Origin of the sequence: Leclercia sp. 29361 (assembly GCF_011290365.1) — a bacterium.
GTDB lineage: Bacteria > Pseudomonadota > Gammaproteobacteria > Enterobacterales > Enterobacteriaceae > Enterobacter > Enterobacter tamurae.
Window position 1 is genome coordinate 1,264,608 of sequence record NZ_CP049786.1, and the last position, 20,882, is coordinate 1,285,489.

The 20,882-nt window shown below is 62.3% G+C and carries 17 protein-coding genes; 9 read left to right on the forward strand and 8 right to left on the reverse strand.

What is annotated here, in order from left to right:
- Positions 1-306: 306 nt before the first annotated feature.
- On the reverse strand, positions 307-2,547 hold the full coding sequence (locus G7090_RS05930; RefSeq protein ID WP_166181815.1) for a TonB-dependent siderophore receptor: 2,241 nt from the start codon (positions 2,545-2,547) through the stop codon (positions 307-309).
- A 254-nt stretch (positions 2,548-2,801) separates the two neighbouring features.
- Between G7090_RS05930 and fes the strand changes: the two genes are divergently transcribed.
- The 3 genes from fes to entF are packed head-to-tail and all read left to right on the forward strand — an operon-like array spanning position 2,802 to position 8,094.
- On the forward strand, positions 2,802-4,004 hold the full coding sequence (gene fes, locus G7090_RS05935; RefSeq protein ID WP_166181816.1) for an enterochelin esterase: 1,203 nt from the start codon (positions 2,802-2,804) through the stop codon (positions 4,002-4,004).
- A gap of 14 nt (positions 4,005-4,018) precedes the next feature.
- Entirely contained in the window at positions 4,019-4,231 is a 213-nt protein-coding gene (locus G7090_RS05940; RefSeq protein ID WP_166181817.1) for an MbtH family NRPS accessory protein, read from the forward strand.
- The gene (gene entF / locus G7090_RS05945) at positions 4,228-8,094 is read left to right on the forward strand and encodes an enterobactin non-ribosomal peptide synthetase EntF (RefSeq protein ID WP_166181818.1); all 3,867 of its coding nucleotides are present in this window, start codon (positions 4,228-4,230) and stop codon (positions 8,092-8,094) included. The genes G7090_RS05940 and entF overlap by 4 nt, the downstream gene beginning before the upstream one ends.
- Before the next feature lie 99 nt (positions 8,095-8,193).
- On the opposite strand, the gene fepC is transcribed toward entF, so the two are convergent.
- Genes fepC through fepD form a run of 3 tightly spaced genes read right to left on the reverse strand, consistent with a single transcriptional unit; the run spans position 8,194 to position 10,984 of the window.
- Positions 8,194-8,994 (reverse strand): iron-enterobactin ABC transporter ATP-binding protein, encoded by an 801-nt coding sequence (gene fepC, locus G7090_RS05950; RefSeq protein WP_166181819.1) that lies wholly within the window; start codon positions 8,992-8,994, stop codon positions 8,194-8,196.
- A complete protein-coding gene (fepG, locus tag G7090_RS05955) occupies positions 8,991-9,980 on the reverse strand; it encodes an iron-enterobactin ABC transporter permease (protein WP_166181820.1) in 990 nt (329 codons plus the stop codon). The genes fepC and fepG overlap by 4 nt, the downstream gene beginning before the upstream one ends.
- Entirely contained in the window at positions 9,980-10,984 is a 1,005-nt protein-coding gene (gene fepD / locus G7090_RS05960; RefSeq protein WP_166181821.1) for a Fe(3+)-siderophore ABC transporter permease, read from the reverse strand. Before fepD ends, fepG begins: the two co-directional genes overlap by 1 nt.
- A 111-nt stretch (positions 10,985-11,095) precedes the next feature.
- On the opposite strand from fepD, the gene entS reads away from it, so the two are divergent.
- Positions 11,096-12,340: an enterobactin transporter EntS gene (gene entS / locus G7090_RS05965; protein ID WP_166181822.1), complete on the forward strand. Its 1,245-nt coding sequence runs from the start codon at positions 11,096-11,098 to the stop codon at positions 12,338-12,340.
- Positions 12,341-12,434: 94 nt separating this feature from the next.
- Here entS and fepB read toward each other — a convergent pair whose 3' ends face one another.
- Complete coding sequence (gene fepB, locus G7090_RS05970) at positions 12,435-13,394, reverse strand: Fe2+-enterobactin ABC transporter substrate-binding protein (RefSeq protein WP_166181823.1); 960 nt, start codon at positions 13,392-13,394, stop codon at positions 12,435-12,437.
- A gap of 187 nt (positions 13,395-13,581) precedes the next feature.
- Between fepB and entC the strand changes: the two genes are divergently transcribed.
- The 5 genes from entC to entH are packed head-to-tail and all read left to right on the forward strand — an operon-like array spanning position 13,582 to position 18,399.
- Complete coding sequence (gene entC / locus G7090_RS05975; RefSeq protein WP_166181824.1) at positions 13,582-14,757, forward strand: isochorismate synthase EntC; 1,176 nt, start codon at positions 13,582-13,584, stop codon at positions 14,755-14,757.
- 9 nt (positions 14,758-14,766) lie between these two features.
- Positions 14,767-16,365: a (2,3-dihydroxybenzoyl)adenylate synthase EntE gene (gene entE, locus G7090_RS05980; protein WP_166181825.1), complete on the forward strand. Its 1,599-nt coding sequence runs from the start codon at positions 14,767-14,769 to the stop codon at positions 16,363-16,365.
- A gap of 10 nt (positions 16,366-16,375) precedes the next feature.
- The gene (locus tag G7090_RS05985; protein ID WP_166181826.1) at positions 16,376-17,230 is read left to right on the forward strand and encodes an isochorismatase; all 855 of its coding nucleotides are present in this window, start codon (positions 16,376-16,378) and stop codon (positions 17,228-17,230) included.
- Complete coding sequence (gene entA, locus G7090_RS05990; protein ID WP_166181827.1) at positions 17,230-17,985, forward strand: 2,3-dihydro-2,3-dihydroxybenzoate dehydrogenase EntA; 756 nt, start codon at positions 17,230-17,232, stop codon at positions 17,983-17,985. The genes G7090_RS05985 and entA overlap by 1 nt, the downstream gene beginning before the upstream one ends.
- Entirely contained in the window at positions 17,986-18,399 is a 414-nt protein-coding gene (entH, locus tag G7090_RS05995) for a proofreading thioesterase EntH (protein ID WP_166181828.1), read from the forward strand.
- 115 nt (positions 18,400-18,514) lie between these two features.
- On the opposite strand, the gene G7090_RS06000 is transcribed toward entH, so the two are convergent.
- From G7090_RS06000 to G7090_RS06010, 3 genes are read right to left on the reverse strand one after another with little or no spacing between them, the layout of a single operon-like run.
- Positions 18,515-19,627: a M20 family metallopeptidase gene (locus tag G7090_RS06000; protein ID WP_166181829.1), complete on the reverse strand. Its 1,113-nt coding sequence runs from the start codon at positions 19,625-19,627 to the stop codon at positions 18,515-18,517.
- Positions 19,628-19,640: 13 nt separating this feature from the next.
- Entirely contained in the window at positions 19,641-20,105 is a 465-nt protein-coding gene (locus G7090_RS06005) for a YjiG family protein (protein WP_106992291.1), read from the reverse strand.
- A complete protein-coding gene (locus G7090_RS06010; protein WP_166181830.1) occupies positions 20,105-20,821 on the reverse strand; it encodes a nucleoside recognition domain-containing protein in 717 nt (238 codons plus the stop codon). The genes G7090_RS06005 and G7090_RS06010 overlap by 1 nt, the downstream gene beginning before the upstream one ends.
- Between the last annotated feature and the right edge of the window lie 61 nt (positions 20,822-20,882).

Below are 20,882 nucleotides of genomic sequence, written 5' to 3' on the forward strand. Positions count from 1 at the left end.
ATTTCATCTGTGAGCGGAATGGCTGGGTTTTGCCCCAGCCTTTCTGTTGTTTGCTAATTCGCTTTATCTGTAACACAAAGTGGAATACCGAAGAAGCGCAGTGCCCTGTACAGGTGGCTTAACAGCAACCATGAGGAAATAGAGTATCAGGCCGCTGTTGCAGCCGCAGCCAGTGCAACCAGAGTAAAGACAGTTAACGCTGGGGTTAACGTTCTTGAACAGATTGGCGGGCGCTTTGCTATCTATGGTACATGGGCGGTACGACTCTCAAAAACGGCGACCAGGTCGCCGTTTTGCTTTTAACTATCAGAACTGCGTATTCACGCTCATATACCAGGTGCGGCCCGGTTCGTTATAGGTATATGCCCCTGCGCCATACATATAGGCCCCGGTGGTGGTATTCCCGGTAGTCTGGGCATTCCCCGCACGCCACTGGCGTTTATCGAAGACGTTATCCACACCGCCAGTCAGGCTGACGTATTTGGTCACGTCCCAGGTCGCGCTCAGGCCAACGATGCTGTACGGACTGACTTCGTCCAGCTCAGATCCGCTCGCCGGCTGGCCTTTGTAGTTGTACTTCTTCGGCTGCTGCTTGCCGTACCAGGTGAAGGTCGACTGCAGGGAGACATCCTGCTGTACCTGCCAGCTCAGGGTTGAGTTCAGCGTGTACTCCGGGATGATCGACAGACGGTCACCGGTCTCCTTGTTCTTGCTTTGCAGCATGTACGTAATGTTGTTGGTCCAGTTGATGGTATCGCTGACCGGCACGTTCAGGGTGCCTTCCAGCCCTTCCACCACCGCTTTCGGCACGTTTTCCCACTGGTAAATATCGGTCTGCACTTTACCGGAAGAGGTGTGACCCACCGGGGCATAGCCCGCTTCAATCTTGTCGCGATAGTCGTTACGGAACCAGGTCACGCCCGCCAGCCAGCCGTCGCGTTTCCACTCCAGGCCGATCTCTTTGTTGATGCTGGTTTCGGCTTTCAGATCCTCGTTACCCAGCATATAGCAGCCGACGCCGTCGGAGCTTGCGTAGCAACCCTGGCCCTTGCTGTAGAGCAGGTAGTTCGGGTTGGTCTGGTACAGGCTCGGGGCTTTATAGGCCCGGGCGATGCCCATCTTCAGGGTGAAGTCATCTCCCAGACCCTGGGACAGGTTCAGGGACGGGCTCCAGTTATTGCCCACGATGGAGTGATGGTCGAAGCGCAGCGCCGGGGTCAGCATGGTGCTGTCGGTCAGCTCCATGTTGTTCTCCGCGAACAGGGAGAAGATCTCCGCATCGGAGTACGGGCTGCGGCTGTCGCTTATCCCCGGAACCGCACCGCCCTGCAGGGCCTGGCCGTTGGAAGACATATCCTTCATCCGCTGCTGATCCCACTCGGCGCCCAGTGTCAGGTTCTGGTTGACGATAAAGTCGATCGGCAGGCTGATTTCGCTGTGCAGCATCACGTCGGACAGGTCGGTATCGGTGAACTTGTTGCTGTTGAACAGCCCCTCCGTACCGCCCGCGAGACCTTCGCCGAGACGAGAGTTACGGGTATGTTCGTACTGCGCCCAGTTGTTGGTGGTGATGCCGTTATCCCAGCCGCCGGTCCAGGTCAGGGCGAAGTTCTGGCGATAGAGACGGTTGGTCTCTTTGCCGTAGTTCTTCTTCACCAGCCCGTTGCTGCTGTTGTCGTTGTTGGTGTTCTGGGTATCGCCCGCGTAGAGGTTGTTCTGACGGCTGTAACCGGCTTCGAACTGCAGAGCCTGCATCGGGGCAAAGTCCCAGCGCAGCACGCCGTTGACGTCTTTATTCTCGACCCCTTCGCGTCCGGCAGGCAGGGTATCGGCATAGGCGCCGGTACGTTCAGACTGATGGCCCTGGTTGATGTCCCAGGCGTCGGCCTGGGTTTTATCCAGGTTGCCATACAGACGGAAGCTGAAATCCCCGCCCAGCGGGCCATTGAGGCTGAAGTTGGTGCGTTTGGTGGAGCCCTCTTCGTCGTGCTCAGGGGCATTCAGATAGGTGTTCCAGGAGCCATGCCACTCGTTGCTGACCTTTTTGGTGATGATGTTCACCACGCCACCCGCCGCGCCGTTACCGTATCGCGCTGCTGCCGGGCCACGGATCACTTCGATGCGCTCGATCATCTCTGGCGGCACCCAGCCGGTATCGCCGCGGGTATCACGCTCGCCGCGCCAGCCCAGACGGATAGAGTTGCGGCTGGTTACCGGCTTACCGTCAATCAGGATCAGGGTGTTTTCCGGGCCCATGCCGCGGATATCAATCTGGCGATTGTTGCCGCGCTGGCCGCTGGTGGAGTTACCGGTGAGGTTCACGCCCGGCATGGTGCGGATGATCTCAGACACATCGCGTGCTGCCGGATTTTTACGAATTTCATCGGCGGTGATGGTCGATACGCCCGGCGCCTGCAGGTTCTGCTCGGCGGCGGTGATCACCATGGTGTCTTCGTTGCCTGCGGTTTCGGCTGCCATCGCAGGCAGGGCCACACCGTAAATCCCCAGATTGACCAGTAAGGCCAGTGAGTGAAGCTTATTATTCATTGTCTGTCCTGCTTTTCAATGCCGCATGCCTCAGGGCTCCGTCCCGAATGGGTGAGGCGGCGGAAGGATATCGCCCGCAGTCTGCGAAAACCCCTCGACCCTGAGTCAGTACGCAGCGCATGGCATGGTTATTTACTGTTCGCGCTTCCCACAGCGCGCCCATACGCTATTGCAAATGAAAATAGTTATCAATAATATTATCGATATTGTTTATCTTTAATCAAAAAAACCGAACAGGTCATGGGGTTATATCAGTGACGACGCTGGAAACGGGAAGCGACGCCTGGTGGCAGTCGAAACAGGGGCCCGAGTGGGTACGGGAAGGGGACCATTACCGGGTGACCTTCTGGTGGCGCGATCCGGGCGGAACAGAGCACTCCTCGCCCCTGAAGCGGGTGTGGCTGTACATCACCGGCGTGACCGATCACCATCATAATGCCCGCCCGCAGACGCTGGCGCGCATTGCCGGAACCGACGTCTGGCAGTGGCAGGGCGAGTTCAGCCCACACTGGCGGGGCAGCTACTGTTTTATCCCCTCTGTTAATGAAGACGACTTCAGTGAGGCGGTGTTTGCCACCGATCCGCCGGACCGCATGGCCCTGCGCGAAGGCTGGCGCAAGCTGTTGCCGCATGCGATTGCCGATCCGCTTAACCGCCAGCACTGGCGCGGCGGACGCGGCCATCCGGTGTCGGCGCTGGAGATGCCCGCGGCCCCGGTTCAGCCGGGCTGGAATCAGCCTGACACCCCTTATATTCCCCCGCAGTCTGTTTCCTGGCAGAGCGCCAGGCTCGGCAACACCCGCCGGGTGTGGATCTTCACTACCGGTGAACAAAACGTACAAGAGCGCCCGCTGGCGGTGCTGCTCGACGGCCAGTTCTGGGCTGAAAGCATGCCGGTCTGGCCCGCACTTTCTGCGCTCACCACCGCAGGCCAACTGCCGCCCGCGGTCTATGTGCTGATCGATGTGATCGACACCGCCCATCGCAGCCGCGAGCTGCCCTGTAACCCCGACTTCTGGCTGGCGGTGAAGGAGGAACTCCTTCCGCAGGTGCACAAGCTGGCCCCGTTCAGCGATCGCGCCGACCGCACGGTGGTCGCCGGGCAGAGCTTCGGCGGTCTCTCCGCCCTCTATGCCGGGCTGCACTGGCCGGAGCGTTTCGGCTGCGTGCTCAGCCAGTCGGGCTCCTTCTGGTGGCCACATCGCGGAGGCAAGCAGGACGGCGAGATTATCGAACAGCTTAAAAACCAACAGCTGTCGGCTCAGGGCCTGCGAATTGTGCTGGAAGCGGGGCGACGGGAACCGCTGATCTACAGCGCCTGTCAGGCGCTGTACGCCGAGCTACAGCATCCGCAGCAGCCGGTTTACTGGCGTCCGGTGGACGGCGGACATGATGCACTTTGCTGGCGGGGAGGGCTGACGCAGGGGCTGATGACTCTCTGGCAGCCGATTATTTAATGACGGAGTCTGGTATGGAATTCAGTAACCCCTTCGACGATCCGCAGGGTCTGTTCGCCATTGTGCAAAACGCGCAGCAGCAGTACAGCCTGTGGCCGCAGCAGTGCGCCTTACCTGACGGCTGGCGCGTGGTGTGCGAGCCGCAGTCGCAGGACGCCTGTCAGCAGTGGCTTGCCGCCCGGTGGCAAACCCTGATCCCGGCCCATTTTGCACAGGTGAACCCATGAGCGCACAACTTCCTCTCGTGGCCGCCCAGCCTGGGATCTGGATGGCGGAACAGCTTTCCGACCTGCCTAACGCCTGGAGCGTAGCCCATTACGTCGAGCTGACAGGCCCGGTAGACGCACCCCTGCTGGCGAAAGCGGTGGTGGCGGGCATGATGCAGGCCGATACCCTGCGCATGCGTTTTACCGAAGACAACGGCGAGATCCGCCAGTGGGTGGACGACACCCTGATCCTGCCGCCGCCGCAGATCATCGACCTGCGTGCTAACGGCGATCCGCATGCCGCGGCGCTGGCGCAGATGCACGCCGATCTTAACCAGAACCTGCGTGTCGACAGCGGTCAGCCGCTGGCCTTCCACCTGCTGATTCAGGTGGCGGACAACCGCTGGTACTGGTATCAGCGTTATCACCATCTGGTGGTGGATGGCTTCAGCTTCCCGGCCATTACCCGCCAGATCGCCGCCATTTATCGCGCCTGGTCTGACGGCGCCGCCACGCCGGAATCGCCGTTTACGCCGTTTGCGGAGGTGGTGGAGGAGTATCAGCGCTACCGCGACAGCGAGGCATATGTGCGCGACGGCACCTTCTGGGGCGAACAGCGCCAGCAGCTCCCGCCGCCGGTATCGCTCTCCAGCGCGCCGCTGCCGGGTCGCGCCGCCACCACCGATATTCTGCGCCTGAAGCTGACCGCCGATCGTCAGGCGTTTAGCCGTTTGACGACAGCCAGCCAGACCCAGCGCACCGACCTCGCCCTGGCGCTGGTGGCCCTGTGGCTGGCCCGCCTCACCGGACGGATGAACTATGCCGCCGGGTTTATCTTTATGCGCCGGATGGGCTCCGCGGCGCTGACCGCTACCGGCCCGGTGCTGAACGTCCTGCCGCTGGCGGTGAACATTAATCCGCTGGAAACCCTGCCGGAGCTGGCCCAGCGCCTGGCCGGGCAGATGAAAAAGATGCGCCGTCATCAGCGTTACGACGCCGAGCAGATTGTCCGCGACAGCGGGCGTGCCGCCAGCGACGAAGCCCTGTTTGGCCCGGTGTTCAACGTCAAGGTCTTCGATTACCAGCTGGATATCGAGGGCGTGCAGGCGGTGACTCACACTCTCGCCACCGGCCCGGTCAACGACCTGGAGATGGCACTTTTCCCGGACGAAGAGGGCGGTCTGAGCATTGAGATCCTCGCCAACAAGCAGCGTTACGATGAAGCCACCCTGCTGCGCCACGTCGATCGCCTGCATGGGTTATTGGCGCAGTTTGCTGCCAATATCGACCTGCGTTGCGGGGAGGCCGAAACGGTTTCCGACGCCGAATATCAGCAGCTGGAAAAGATTAACCAGACAGCGGTTCCTCTGCCGCTCACCACCCTGAGCGGGCTGGTGGCAGAGCAGGCGGCGAAAACCCCGGACGCCCCGGCGCTGGCCGATGCGCAATACGAACTGAATTATCGCCAGATGCGCGAGCAGGTGGTGGCCCTGGCGAACCAGCTCCGTGCCCGGGGCGTGAAGCCCGGCGACAGCGTGGCGGTGGCGCTACCGCGTTCGGTATTCCTCACCCTGGCCCTGCACGCCATCGTCGAAGCAGGGGCCGCGTGGCTGCCGCTGGACACCGGCTATCCCGACGACCGCCTGCAGATGATGATCGAGGACGCGAAACCGTCGCTGCTCATCACTACTGACGACCAGCGCCCGCGCTTCAGCCATCTGCCCGTGGCGGTATTTAGTTACAACACACTACTCAATGCTGAGGGCAGCGCACCGCTCAACCTCAGTGCCCCGGAACAGACCGCCTATATCATCTTTACCTCCGGCTCGACAGGGCGGCCGAAAGGGGTGATGGTCGGCCAGACCGCCATCGTCAACCGCCTGCTGTGGATGCAAAACCACTACCCGCTCACCGCCGCCGACGTGGTGGCCCAGAAAACGCCGTGCAGCTTTGACGTCTCGGTATGGGAGTTCTGGTGGCCGTTTATCGCCGGGGCGAAGCTGGTGATGGCCGAGCCGGAAGCGCACCGCGATCCGTTGGCGATGCAGGATTTCTTCGCGAAGTACGGCGTCACCACCACCCACTTTGTCCCGTCGATGCTGGCGGCCTTTGTCGCCTCGCTGACCCCGGAAAACGTCGCCTGCTGCGCCAGCCTGAAACAGGTGTTCTGCAGCGGCGAAGCCCTGCCAACCGCCCTGTGCCGGGAGTGGGAGCAGCTGACCCAGGTGCCGCTGCATAACCTGTATGGCCCCACCGAAGCCGCGGTGGATGTCAGCTGGTATCCGGCCTTTGGCCCGGAACTGGCATTGGTGACAGGTAACAGCGTGCCGATCGGCTTCCCGGTGTGGAATACCGGCCTGCGCATTCTGGATGCGATGATGCGTCCGGTGCCGTTCGGCGTCGCGGGGGATCTCTATCTCACCGGCATCCAGCTGGCGCAGGGCTATCTGGGCCGTCCGGATCTGACCGCCAGCCGCTTTATCGCCGATCCGTTCGCGCCGGGCGAGCGCATGTACCGCACCGGAGATGTGGCCCGCTGGCTGAATAACGGCGCGGTGGAGTATCTCGGGCGCAGCGACGATCAGCTGAAAATTCGTGGCCAGCGCATTGAGCTCGGGGAAATCGACCGGGCGATGCTGACCCTGCCGGACGTGGCCCAGGCGGTGACCCATGCCTGCGTCATCAACCAGGCGGCGGACACCGGCGGCGATGCCCGTCAGCTGGTGGGCTACGTGGTGTCGGAGTCCGGCCTGCCGCTGGATCGCGACGCGTTGCTGGCTGAACTGAAAACCCAGCTGCCGCCGCATATGGTGCCGGTGGTGTTGCTGCAGCTCAGCGCGTTGCCACTCAGCGCCAACGGTAAGCTGGATCGCAAGGCGCTGCCACTGCCTGAACTAACGGTGAAAACTCAGGGTCGTGCCCCGGAAAGCGATACCGAACGGGCGATTGCCGCGGCGTTCTCTACGCTGCTGGGCTGCGAGATCAACGATATCGAGGCGGATTTCTTCGCCCTCGGCGGCCACTCGCTGCTGGCGATGCGCCTTGCCGCCAGCCTGAGTCGTCACTTTGCCCGCCAGGTTACCCCCGGCCAGGTGATGGTAGCCTCTACGGTGGGCAAGCTGAGTGCATTGCTGGCATCCGACATCAGCGACGAGCAGGCCCGGCGTCTGGGTTACGAGACGATATTGCCCCTGCGCGAAAGCCACGGCCCGACGCTGTTCTGCTTCCATCCGGCCTCGGGATTCGCCTGGCAGTTCAGCGTCCTGGCGCGCTACCTCCATCCGCGCTGGTCGATCGTGGGTATCCAGTCGCCGCGACCGGGCCCGATGCAGCACTGCGCCACCCTGGATGAGGTGATCGAGCATCATCTGGCAACGCTGCGCGCTCAACAGCCGCACGGGCCATATCATCTGTTCGGCTACTCGCTGGGCGGCACGCTGGCGCAGGGCATCGCCGCCCGCCTGCGCGCGCAGGGTGAAGAGGTTGCGTTCCTCGGCCTGCTGGATACCTGGCCGCCGGAGACGCAAAACTGGTCCGAAAAAGAGGCTAACGGTCTCGATCCGGAAGTGTTAGCGGAGATCGAGCGTGAGCGTCAGGCATTCCTCGCCGCTCAACAGGGGCAGGCATCCGGGGAGTTGTTCAGCGCCATCGAAGGCAACTATGCCGATGCGGTGCGTCTCCTGACCACGGCGCACAGCGCGAAGTTTGACGGCAAAGCGACGCTGTTTGTTGCCGAACGCACGCGAACCATGGATCCGCACCTGGCCTGGACGCCATGGGTAGGGGAGCTGGAGGTCTACTCTCAGGACTGCGCCCACGTGGACATTATCTCCCCGCAGGCGTTTGAGACGATAGGACCGGTGATTAAGGGGATTCTGGGGTAATTTCCCCTCACCCCGGCCCTCTCCCCATAGGGGCGAGGGTGAAAAGACGGCTCCGTGCGATCCCCTCTCCCCTATGGGGAGAGGGTTAGGGTGAGGGGCTCAGACCGCACGTTTCCCCAGCGGCACCACCAGCGGCGTGCCCGCTACCGGATCGTCAATAATCATGCAGCGCATCCCGTAGATCCGCTCGATCAACGCCGGGGTGACAATCTCTTTCGGCGCGCCCTCGGCCACAATCTTACCCTCGCGCAGGGCAATTAAATGGGTGGCATAGCGACAGGCCTGGTTCAGGTCGTGCAGCACCGCCGCCAGGGTAAAGCCCTGGGTGCGGTTCAGGTCGCTCAGCAGCTCCAGGAGATCGATCTGATGGCTGATGTCCAGCCAGGTGGTCGGCTCATCCAGCAGCATAATCGACGTCTCCTGAGCCAGCACCATCGCAATCCACGCCCGCTGGCGCTGCCCGCCGGAGAGGGTGTCCACGCTCTGCGCCGCCAGATCGGTAATCCCGGTGGCCTGCATCGCTTTCGTTACCGCCGCTTCATCCTCTTTCCGCCAGCGGGTGAACAGCGGCTGGTGCGGATAGCGCCCGCGTGCCACCAGCTCCTGCACCGTGATATCTCCCGGCGTGGTGGCGTTTTGCGCCAGCAGTCCGACCCGGCGTGCCACCTCTTTGCTGGCGTAGCGCTGGATCTGCTCGCCATCCAGAAACACGTTGCCGTGCAGCGGGGTCATCAGGCGGCTGAGGGTGCGCAGCAGCGTCGACTTGCCGCAGCCGTTAGGGCCGATAATGGCGGTGAAGTGGCCGTCGGGGATCGCCACCTGCAGATCCTCGGCCACGATTTTCTTACCGTAACCGAGGGTCAGATTTTCGCCGCGCAAGCGGGTTTGATTGGCACTCATTTCTTGCGGGACTCCTGAACAAGCAAGACGATGAGGTAGATGCCGCCAAGACTGACGGTCACGACCCCCACCGGAAGTTGATACGGCATAAACAGCTGCTGGGCGCAGAGATCGGCGGCCAGCAGCAGCAGCGATCCGCACAGCGCCGACTGGGTTAACCCCCAGCGGGCGGTGCCGCTCAGGCGACGGGCGATGTGCGGTGCCACCAGCGCAATAAAGGAGATCGGCCCGGCAATGGCAGTCGCCGCGGCGGTTAAGACGACGGCGACCAGCATCAGCAGCAGACGCGAGCGCTCAACGCTGACTCCCAGCGCGCAGGCGCTGTCGTCGCCCATCTCCAGCAGACGCATGCGCTTCACCAGCAGCAAGGCGCAGACAAACATCAGCAGGATCAGCGGGGCGGCGGGCAGGGTTTTGGCCCACGTCAGGCCGTTGAGCGACCCGGCGAACCACAGCCCGGCAGAGAGCGAGGTCTCCAGCGAGGCCTGCAGCAGCAGCCAGGTGTTAAAGGCCATCAGCATGGCGCGCATGCCGATGCCAATGATGATCAGGCGGAAGGTTTCGATCCCGTCACGCCACGCCAGCCCCCAGACGATCAGCGAGGTGAGGATCCCGCCCGCCATGGCCGCCAGGGTAATGGCCGTCAGGTGTTGACCAAACAGCACCATCGCCACCAGCACGCCGCTCCAGGCCCCGGTGTTAAAGCCCATCACGTCCGGACTGCCCAGCGGGTTGCGCATCAGCGACTGGAAAATCGCGCCGCTGATCCCAAGAGCAGTGCCCACCAGCAGGGCCATCATCACCCTTGGTAAGCGCCACTCGGTGACCACCATGGTGATATTGCGCGGTGCGCTGCCGGTGAGGGCATTAAAGACCTGGTTGAAATCAAGCGTCACCGCCCCGCTGCGCAGGCTAAACAGGGCCACGCCGAGGCTGACCAATATCAGCATCAGGCAGCTGATAACTAGACGACGGGACGGGGCCATCACAGTCCACCTCCGCGCTTGCGGCGCACCAGAAAAATCAGCACCGGCGCGCCAATAAAGGCGCTGACCACCGATACCCGCAGCTCGCCGGGCACCAGCAGGCGCCCGATAATATCGGCAAACAGCAGCAGGGCAGGGGTGGCAAGCAGGGTGACCGGCAGGGACCAGCGGTGATCGGCTCCCACCAGCCAGCGTGCCATGTGCGGCATCATCAGGCCGATAAAGGCGATGGGGCCCACCACCGCCGTGGCGCTGCCGCACAGAACAGTGATGGTCAGTAATCCCAGCAACTGGGTACGCGCCACGCGACTGCCGAGGGCGGTGGCGGTGTCGCTGCCGAGGCTCAGGCTGTTGAGCGCCCGGCTTAACAGCAGCGCCACGGCGGCGGCGATCAGCACCGGCACGCTCACCACCTGTAAGGTTTGCAGGGTGCGGATATCCAGCGAGCCCGCCTGCCAGAAGCGCAGCTGATCGTAGACGTCCGGGTTGAGCAGGGCGATGCCGTTGGAGAGACCATCCAGCACCGCGCCCAGCGCCACGCCCGCCAGGGTCAGGCGTACCGGGCTGAGCTGGCCTCCGCCCTGGCTGCCGGTAAAGGCCACCAGTAATGAGGCGGCAAAGGCCCCGCACAGGGCCATCACCAGCTGTTCGCCGGGGGAGGAGAAACCAAACAGCGCTGCGCCCAGCACGATGGCGAAGCTGGCCCCGGCGTTAACGCCGAGAATGCCCGGGTCGGCGAGCGGATTGCGGGTCAGGGTTTGCATCAGCGCCCCGGCGAGACCGAGGGCGGCCCCGGCCAGCAGTCCGGCGAGGGTGCGCGGAAGTCGGGCATCCCGCACGATAGTGCAGTCGGCGCTTTGACAGGTGGCGGTGAGGGCATCCACCACTACGGAAAACGGCAGCGGTTTCGCACCCACCGACAGGCTGAGGGCGACGGCAAACGTGAGTAGCAGCAGTAAACCGGGCACGGCAAGGGCGCGTGACGCGGAAGAGGAGTACGACATAGCAACGTCCATGATTTGATAATGATAGTAATTATCGTTATCTATCTTATTTAGCTATGTTAGCATGTGCGGCCATGGAATTGGTACAAAAGAAACCATTAAGGCTTTGTAATGACCCGACAATCCTGGCTGCTCAATCTGAGTCTGCTGAAGACCCATCCGGCGTTTCGTGCTGTTTTTATTGCCCGTTTTATCTCCATTTTATCCCTTGGCCTGCTCGGCGTGGCCGTACCGGTGCAAATCCAGATGATGACCCACTCCAGCTGGCTGGTGGGGCTGGCTGTCACCCTGACCGGCGGGGCGATGTTTATCGGGCTGATGGTCGGCGGGGTGCTGGCGGATCGCTACGAGCGTAAGAAGCTGATTTTGCTGGCGCGCGGTACCTGTGGGGTGGGATTTGTCGGGTTATGTCTGAATGCGATGCTGCCGGAGCCGTCGTTGATTGCTATCTATGTCCTGGGCCTGTGGGACGGTTTTTTTGCATCAATAGGGGTGACGGCGCTGCTGGCAGCGACACCGGCGCTGGTAGGGCGTGAAAACCTGATGCAGGCGGGGGCGATCACCATGCTGACCGTGCGTCTGGGCTCGGTGATCTCGCCGATGGTCGGCGGCCTGCTGCTCGGCACCGGGAATGTGGCCTGGAACTATGGCCTGGCGGCGGCGGGGACCTTTATCACCACCTTAACCCTGCTGCGTCTGCCGCTGCTGCCGCCACCGCCGCAGCCGCGTGAACATCCGCTGAAATCGCTGATGGCGGCGATCCGTTTTCTGTTCAGTAATCCGCTGATTGGCGGCATCGCCCTGCTGGGCGGCCTGCTGACGATGGCCAGCGCGGTGCGGGTGCTCTATCCGGCACTGGCGATGGAGTGGCAGATGAGCGTGTCGCAGATTGGCCTGCTGTATGCGGCGATCCCGCTGGGGGCGGCTTTTGGCGCGCTCACCAGCGGTAACCTGGCGCAGAGTGCCCGTCCGGGTCTGATTATGCTGGTGGCGACCCTGGCCTCGTTTATTGCGATTGGTTTCTTCAGCCTGATGCCGGTCTGGGCGCTGGGCGTGATCTGTCTGGCGCTGTTTGGCTGGCTGAGCGCGGTCAGTTCGCTGCTGCAATATACCTTGATCCAGACCCAGACTCCGGAAGCGATGCTTGGCCGCATCAACGGTTTGTGGACGGCGCAGAACGTGACGGGTGATGCCATAGGCGCCGCCATTCTCGGCGGGCTGGGGGTGATTATGACCCCGGCGGCCTCGGCCAGCAGCAGCGGGTTTGTACTGGCGATGGTAGGGGCGATACTGCTGGTGGCCCTGGCGGAGTTACGCCGGTTCCGGCAGGAGCCGACAGTTATTGAAGAAGTATAATGGTTGGGTTTTGTAGGCCGGGTAAGGCGTAGCCGCCTCCCGGCAAAAGCGCCCGGCGGCGCTTCGCTTGCCGGGCCTACGGGGTCAGAGCCCTTTATTTAAATAATTCCTCTAAACGCCCTAACACCCGCATCGCGCTGAAGTAATCCAGGCGGAAAGTCTCGGTACCCAGCGCCCAGACGCGTTTGTTTTGCACCGCTGGCAGATGGGCCAGCAGCGGGTTGGCGTAGATCGCATTCACATCCTTCTGATCCCCGGCAAACAGGAACAGCCCTTCGCCGTTCAGGCCGGTCGCCAGGTTCTCACCCCCTAACTGCACAATGTCGTGGCGCTTGCCCTGGCTCTGGGAGGCGTTCAGCCCGGCGGGCGGGGTGGCAAGCGTGAAGCCCAGCTGTTGCAGCAGTTTGCCCTGCGCCGATTCGGCGGTCCAGAGGTTGGCGCTGTGGGCCGCGGCGGTATAGACAATGGCGTTCACCGGCTGCGGGGGCTGCTTCAGCTGCTGTTTCACCCGGGTGAGCTGGGTATCAAACTCCGCAATCCGCGCGGCGGCCTGCTTCTCCTGTCCGGTAATGGTGCCCAGTTGAGTCAGCAGCGCCTGCCAGCTTTTGTCGTCGTAGTTAATCACCAGCGTCGGGGCGATGGCCGACAGCTGATCGTATAGCGCCACGGCAGAATCCCCGCCAGTGGCGCTGACCAGGATCAGATCCGGCATCTGGGCGGCAACGGCTTCGGCACTCGGCTCACCGATGTACAGGCGTGCGAGCTTGCGCTGTTTAGCCACCTCGCCCCACTGGCGTAAAAAGCCCTGATCGTCCGCCACCCGGTTGTTTGGCGTGGTCGCCCCGCTGGCGATGACCGGGGCATCAATCGCCAGCAGCGAGCCGGTGAGGGTCACGCTGGTGGAGACAATCCGCGTCGGTTTGCTGTCCAGCGTGTGGGTTCCGTGACTGTCCGTGACCTGACGCGGCCAGTCGGCGGCCAGCGCTGAGGTTAATCCTGAAATTAAAAGTCCCGTTAAAAGCAGGGCGTTACGACAAACAGCGGGCAGTTTCACTAAGGGGCATCCTGTTTTCGTTGAAGTTAATGCTTCTCATTTTCATAAATGAACCGCCGGGATGCAAGCGATAGTCGCACAAGTTGCGCCGTCGACGGTTGACACCATCGCGCTCTGGGATTAGGTTAGCCAGCGAAAATATAAATGATAATAATTCTTACTGCTTTTATCATTTCAGGAGGATGATATGGATACGTCACTGGCTGAGGACGTTCAGCACACCGCGACCACGCTGCAAAAAGAGAGCTTCTTCTTTATGTCGCCTTATCGCAGCTTTACCACGTCTGGCTGTTTTGCCCGATTTTCCACCCCAGCCGTCGGCGGCGACGATCCGGCCAGCGCGTTTCAGCAGCAGCTGGCGCAGGCCTTTGCCGACGCCAAAGCCGCCGGGATTGCTAACCCGGTGATGGTGGGGGCGATCCCCTTTGATACCCGCCAGCCGTCGTCGCTGTTCATTCCGCAGGAGTGGCAAAGCTTTGCCCGCCCGGCGCGCCAGCAGTCTGCCCGCTATGCCACCCGGACCTCACCGCTGACGGTCACATCCCGCACCGAGATCCCGGCCCAGTTAGCCTTTGAAGAGATGGTGGCCCGCGCCGCCGCCCTGACCGCCACCCCGCGCGTCAATAAGGTGGTGCTGTCGCGCCTGATCGATATCACCACTGAACAGAATCTCGACAGCGGCGCGCTGCTGGAAAAACTGATTGCCCAGAACCCGGCCAGCTTTAACTTCCACGTCCCGCTGGAGGATGGCGGGGTGCTGCTCGGCGCCAGCCCCGAACTGCTGCTGCGTAAAGAGGGGGCGCATTTCAGCTCCCTGCCGCTGGCCGGTTCCGCGCGGCGTCAGCCGGATGACATGCTCGATCGCGAGGCGGGCAACAAGCTGCTGGCCTCGGCAAAAGATCGTCACGAACATGAGCTGGTCACCCAGGCGATGAAAGCGGTCCTGACCCCGCGCAGCCATCAGCTGACCATGCCTGCTTCTCCGCAGCTGGTGACCACCCCGACCCTGTGGCACCTCGCCACCCCGGTGGAAGGCGACGCGCGTGAAGATGAAAACGCCCTGACCCTGGCCTGCCTGCTGCACCCGACCCCGGCCCTGAGCGGCTTCCCGCATCAGGCGGCGAAAGAACTGATTGCCGAGCTGGAGCCGTTCGACCGCGAACTGTTCGGCGGTATCGTCGGCTGGTGCGACAGCGAAGGCAACGGCGAGTGGGTAGTGACCATCCGCTGCGCGCGCCTTCGTGCTAACAGCGTGCGCCTGTTTGCCGGCGCCGGGATTGTCCCTGCCTCCTCACCGGTGGCCGAGTGGCGCGAGACCGGCGTCAAACTGACTACCATGCTCAACGTTTTCGGCCTGCACTAAGGATCCACCATGACTATTCCCTTTACCCGCTGGCCCGACGACTTCGCCCGCCGCTACCGTGAGAAAGGCTACTGGCAGGATCTGCCCCTGACAGAGATTCTGACCCGCCACGCCGACAGCGATGCGCTGGCGATTATCGACGGCGAGCGTCGCTTCACGTATCGCCAGTTCCAACAGTCCGTCAATAATCTCGCGGCGGCCCTGCAGGCGCAGGGAGTCCAGCGGGGTGAAACCGCCCTGGTGCAGCTGGGCAACGTCGCCGAGTTCTACATCACCTTTTTCGCGCTGTTGCAGGTGGGCGTGGCCCCGGTCAATGCCCTCTTTAGCCATCAGCGCAGCGAGCTGAACGCCTACGCCAGCCAGATTGAACCCACGCTGTTGATTGCCGACCGCGCTCATGGGCTGTTTGCTGGCGACGACTTCATCAATACCTTTGTCGATCAGCACCGCTCCGTGCGGGTGGTATTGCTGCGCGGCGAAGGGCTGGAGGCAGAGATTGCCCGCCCGGCAGAGAACTTTATCCCCAGCCCGACCCCCGCCGATGAGGTGGCGTTCTTCCAGCTCTCCGGCGGCAGCACCGGCACGCCGAAGCTGATCCCGCGCACGCATAACGACTATTACTACAGCATCCGTCGCAGTAACGAGATCTGCGGCATTAGTGCGCAAACCCGCTACCTGAACGCCCTCCCGGCGGCGCACAATTTCGCGATGAGTTCCCCCGGCTCGCTGGGGATCTTTATGGCCGGGGGCTGCGTGGTGCTGGCCCACGATCCGAGCGCCACGCTCTGCTTCCCGCTGATCGAACAGCATCAGATTACCGTCACCTCGCTGGTGCCGCCTGCGGTCAGCCTGTGGCTACAGGCTATCGCGGAAGGGGCAGGCAATGCCCAACTGGCCTCGCTGCAGCTGTTGCAGGTGGGCGGGGCGAGACTCTCCGCCACCCTGGCGGCCCGCATTCCGGCGGAGATCGGCTGCCAGCTCCAGCAGGTGTTTGGCATGGCCGAAGGGCTGGTGAACTACACTGCGCTGGACGATGCCCCGGAACGCATCATGAATACCCAGGGCCGTCCGATGTGCGCGGATGACGAAGTGTGGGTAGCCGACGAGAACGGCAATCCGCTCCCGCACGGCGAGGTGGGGCGTCTGATGACCCGCGGGCCTTACACCTTCCGCGGCTACTACAAGAGCCCGGAACACAACGCCAGCGCCTTTGATGCCAACGGCTTTTACTGCTCCGGGGATCTGATCGCCATTGACGAGCAGGGCTACATCACCGTGCAGGGGCGCGAGAAAGATCAGATCAACCGCGGCGGGGAAAAAATTGCCGCCGAAGAGGTGGAGAACCTGCTCCTGCGCCACGAGGCGGTGATCCACGCCGCGCTGGTCAGCATGGAGGACAGCCTGCTGGGCGAGAAGAGCTGCGCGTATCTGGTGGTGAAACAGCCCCTGCGCGCGGTCGAGGTGCGCCGCTTCCTGCGTGAGCAGGGCGTGGCTGAATTCAAACTGCCGGATCGCGTGGAGTGCCTGGAGGCACTGCCCCTGACGCCGGTAGGCAAAGTCGATAAAAAACAATTACGCCTGTGGCTGGCCGAACGGGCGCAGGGCTGAGGAGCAGAAGATGGCAATTCCAAAATTAACCGGTTACGCGCTGCCAGGCGCGGCAGACATGCCGACCAATAAAGTGAACTGGACGATGGAGCCCGCGCGCGCCGCGCTGCTGATCCACGATATGCAGGAGTATTTTCTCAATTTCTGGGGTGATAACTGCCCGATGATGGCTCAGGTGGTGGCGAACATCGCCCGCCTGCGCGACTACTGTAAACAGCACAACATTCCAGTCTACTACACCGCCCAGCCGAAAGAGCAGAGCGATGAAGACCGCGCCCTGCTGAACGACATGTGGGGGCCGGGCCTGACCCGATCCCCGGAGCAGCAGCGCATTGTCGCGGAGCTGACCCCGGATGAAGCCGACACCGTGCTGGTGAAGTGGCGCTACAGCGCCTTTCACCGCTCGCCGCTGGAGCAGATGCTCAAAGAGAGCGGCCGCGACCAGCTGATCATCACTGGCGTGTACGCCCACATCGGCTGCATGACCACTGCCACCGACGCCTTTATGCGCGATATTCAGCCGTTCTTCGTCGCCGATGCGCTGGCGGATTTCACCCGTGACGAGCATCTGATGTCGCTCAACTATGTGGCCGGTCGGTCCGGGCGCGTGGTGACCACCGACGAACTGCTGCCGTCCATTCCGGTTTCGAAAGCGGCGCTGCGCGAGCTGATCCTGCCTTTGCTGGATGAGTCCGACGAGCCGATGGATGACGAAAACCTGATCGACTACGGTCTGGATTCGGTGCGGATGATGGCCCTGGCGGCGCGCTGGCGCAAAGTGCATGGTGATATCGACTTCGTGATGCTGGCGAAAAACCCGACCCTCGATGCCTGGTGGGCGCTGCTCTCCCGCGAGGTGAAGTAATGGCTACGTTCGATTTCACCGGGAAAACCGTCTGGGTGACCGGAGCCGGGAAAGGCATCGGTTACGCCACGGCGCGAGCGTTTGCTGAGGCGGGCGCAAAGGTGACAGGCTTTGACGTCGCCTTCCCGCAGGCGAGCTATCCCTTTGCCACCGAAGTGCTGAACGTGGCGGACGCGGTACAGGTGAACGATGTCTGCGGACGATTGTTGGCGACGGTTGAACGTCTGGATGTGCTGGTGAATGCCGCCGGGATCCTGCGGATGGGGGCGACTGACCAGCTTTCGCAGGAGGACTGGCAGCAGACCTTTGCGGTCAACGTCGGCGGAGCGTTCAACCTGTTCCAGCAGACGATGGGCCAGTTCCGTCGTCAGCAGGGCGGGGCGATTGTCACCGTCGCCTCCGACGCGGCGCACACTCCGCGCATCGGTATGAGCGCCTACGGGGCCTCGAAAGCGGCGCTGAAAAGCCTGGCCCTGACCGTCGGCCTCGAGCTGGCGGGCAGCGGCGTGCGCTGTAATCTGGTGTCGCCGGGCTCTACCGATACCGACATGCAGCGCATCCTGTGGGTGAGCGACGACGCAGAACAGCAGCGCATTCGCGGCTTTGGCGAGCAGTTCAAGCTCGGCATTCCGCTGGGCAAAATCGCCCGTCCGCAGGAGATTGCCAGTACCGTGCTGTTCCTCGCCTCCGATCTCGCCAGCCACATCACTCTGCAGGATATTGTGGTGGATGGCGGCTCCACCCTGGGGGCCTAGATGATCTGGAGACGACATTTATCCCTGGAGGAGCTGAACGCCACCAGCCTTAACACCATGGTGGCGCATCTGGGGATCCTCTATACCCGCATCGGCGACGACACCCTTGAAGCCGAGATGCCGGTGGATACCCGCACCCATCAGCCGTTTGGTTTATTGCACGGCGGCGCGTCGGCGGCACTGGCGGAGACCCTGGGGTCAATGGCCGGTTTTCTGATGACGCGCGACGGACAGAGCGTGGTGGGGACCGAGCTGAACGCCACCCATCACCGGGCGGTGTCGCAGGGTATCGTGCGCGGAGTATGTCAGCCGCTTCACCTCGGGCGCACCAGCCAGAGCTGGGAGATTGTGGTGTATGACGAGCAGGGACGGCGGTGCTGTACCTGCCGGTTGAGTACCATGGTGTTGGGGTAGGTTGAGATTGTGCGCTCTGGGCCCCTCACCCTAACCCTCTCCCCATAGGGGAGAGGGAATTGCACGGAGCCGTCTTTTCTCCCTCGCCCCTATGGGGAGAGGGCGGGGTGAGGGGTTACAACATGGAAACGACCCGCTTCAACAACCGGATACGCGGCTCAATCGAGACCTTATCCAGCCACTCTGCCGGGCTGTGGAAACCGGCCCCGATCGGGCCAAAACCGTCGAGAGTCGGAATACCGAGCGCCGCGGTATGGTTCGCATCACTGCCGCCGCCGACCGCCTGCCATGTTATAGCGACCCCTTCTTCGCGTCCCGCTTTCTCAACCTGCGCCATCAACGCCCGTGTCGCTTCGCTGGCGGCCATCGCCGGTTTATGGTTCACGCGGGTGAGGGTGGTGGTGACCCCGTCGAGAAAACCTTTCGCGCATAACGCCTCCAGCGCCTGATGCACCCGATCGTATTCATCGTTCTCCCAGAAGCGTACGTCCAGCTCGGCATCTGCGCTGTCGGCCACCACGTTGCCCGCGCTGCCGCCCTGTATCACCCCAACGTTCAGCGTGGTGCCGCGTGCCTGGTCGGTTAAGCCGTTAATCGCCAGAATGCTGTGGGCCAGCGCCACGATCGCCGAACGGCCTTTTTCCGGGTCGTTACCGGCATGGGCCGCCACGCCGCTGAAGTGCAGCTGATAGCCCGCCATCCCTTTACGCGCCTTCACCAGCGACCCGTCGGCACGGGCGGCTTCGCATACCAGCACGCAGCGGGAACGTGTTGCCAGCTCGCCGATCCAGTGGTGCGAGTACACCGAGCCGGTCTCTTCGTCCGGGTTCATCGCCACCGCAATCGACAGCCGCTGTTTATCACTCTCGTCCAGGCCGCGCATCGCCCACAGAATATTGAGCAGGCCGCTCTTCATGTCCGAGACGCCAGGGCCGTACAGCCGGGTGTCATCCTGACTCAGCGGACGCGCCGCCGCCGTGCCAGGGGCAAATACCGTATCGAGATGGCCGACCAGCAGCACGTCGAATTGTTGCGCCTGCGGTTTGTTGGTGACAAACACGCCGGGGCCCACACGATCGCCCAGGTCAACCTGTTCGGTGTGCCAGCCTTCAGCCTGCCACAGGCGCTGCATAATGCCCGCTACCGTCGCCACGCCGTCGAGGGTTTTGGTTCCGCAGTCAACGTTGACCAGGGTTTTCAGCTCTTCAATGTAGTGTTCAAGATTCATGAGAGGTCCTTTTTCAGAGAATAATGCGCATCAGCAGCATGGCTAAGAAGGCGTTGATCACCGAGATGGCGATCATCAGCGGAATGCGGGTGGCGCGGGTGCCAATCACCCCGAGGATGCGCCCGAGGTACTGCACCTGGGAGCCCATCAGGTAGATAGCCGGTGCGAGGATCGCCAGGTGTTCACCGGTGAGAATACCTTTATCAAACAGGCCGATAGCGACGCCAATGCCGCCGCCCATCGACATCCAGCCGCCGATCAGCACCGCGGCGGCTTCTCCCGGCAGGCCAAACAGGCCCATCAGCGGGGCGAACAGCATCCCCAGCCCTTTTAATGCGCCGGTGATCTCCAGCGCTTTAATGATAATAAAGGCCATCACCACGTTCGGCAGGGTGCTACTGGTGGCGATGCCCCAGCCTTTGCGGGCGCCTTCGACAAACACATCGGTAATAACAGGATTGGTGTTCGGGGCGCTCATCAGGCTTCTCCTTCTGCCGGGGTGGTGACGTGGGCTTTAGTCTGGAATCTGACAATCAGGCGCATCATATTGGCGCCGACGATTTTCATAATGAACATCACCGCGATGCAGGCCCCGATGGAGGTTGGCACCGCCGCCGTGCCGTCGATAGCCACCAGGGTGAAGAGGATCGCGCCAGATGAGAAGAAGTTGGTGATCATCGCGCCCGCCGAGAACTGGAACATGGCGAAGACATCTTTTTCGTTCTCGCTGATCTGCCCTTCGTCCGCGAGGTTACGGGTGAGCGACGCGCCGACATCGGTGCTTTGCAGACTGCCGATCAACGCCAGCCCGGTAGTGCCGGGAATGCCCAATAGTGGTCGCAATAACGGGGTCAGAAGCTTGCGTGCGGCCCGCAGCGCGCCGTAATGCTCCAGCACGTTAATCATGCCGAGGGCAAACATCACCGCTGGAATAAGACCCAGAGCAAACAGAAAACCGTCCATCCCGCCGCTGCCGCCGGAGCCGCGAAAGGCGCTGGTGGCGGTGGTTAAGGTGCCATCCTGTAGACTCGCTTTACTGACCACCTTGCCGAATGCACCGTTCAGGGTGGTGAAATCGAACACGCCATACCACTCTTTTCCGCCTAACAGGCCGGAGAAAAATACCGCCGCAAACGCCAGAGCGAAATAGGCGCCGGGACCAACCTTGTACTCCTCAGGGGGTGAACTTTTCATATCCTTTTCCTTGTTAACGTGAGGTCTCGCAAGGCTATTCTGGTGAGAAAGGGCAGAAAAA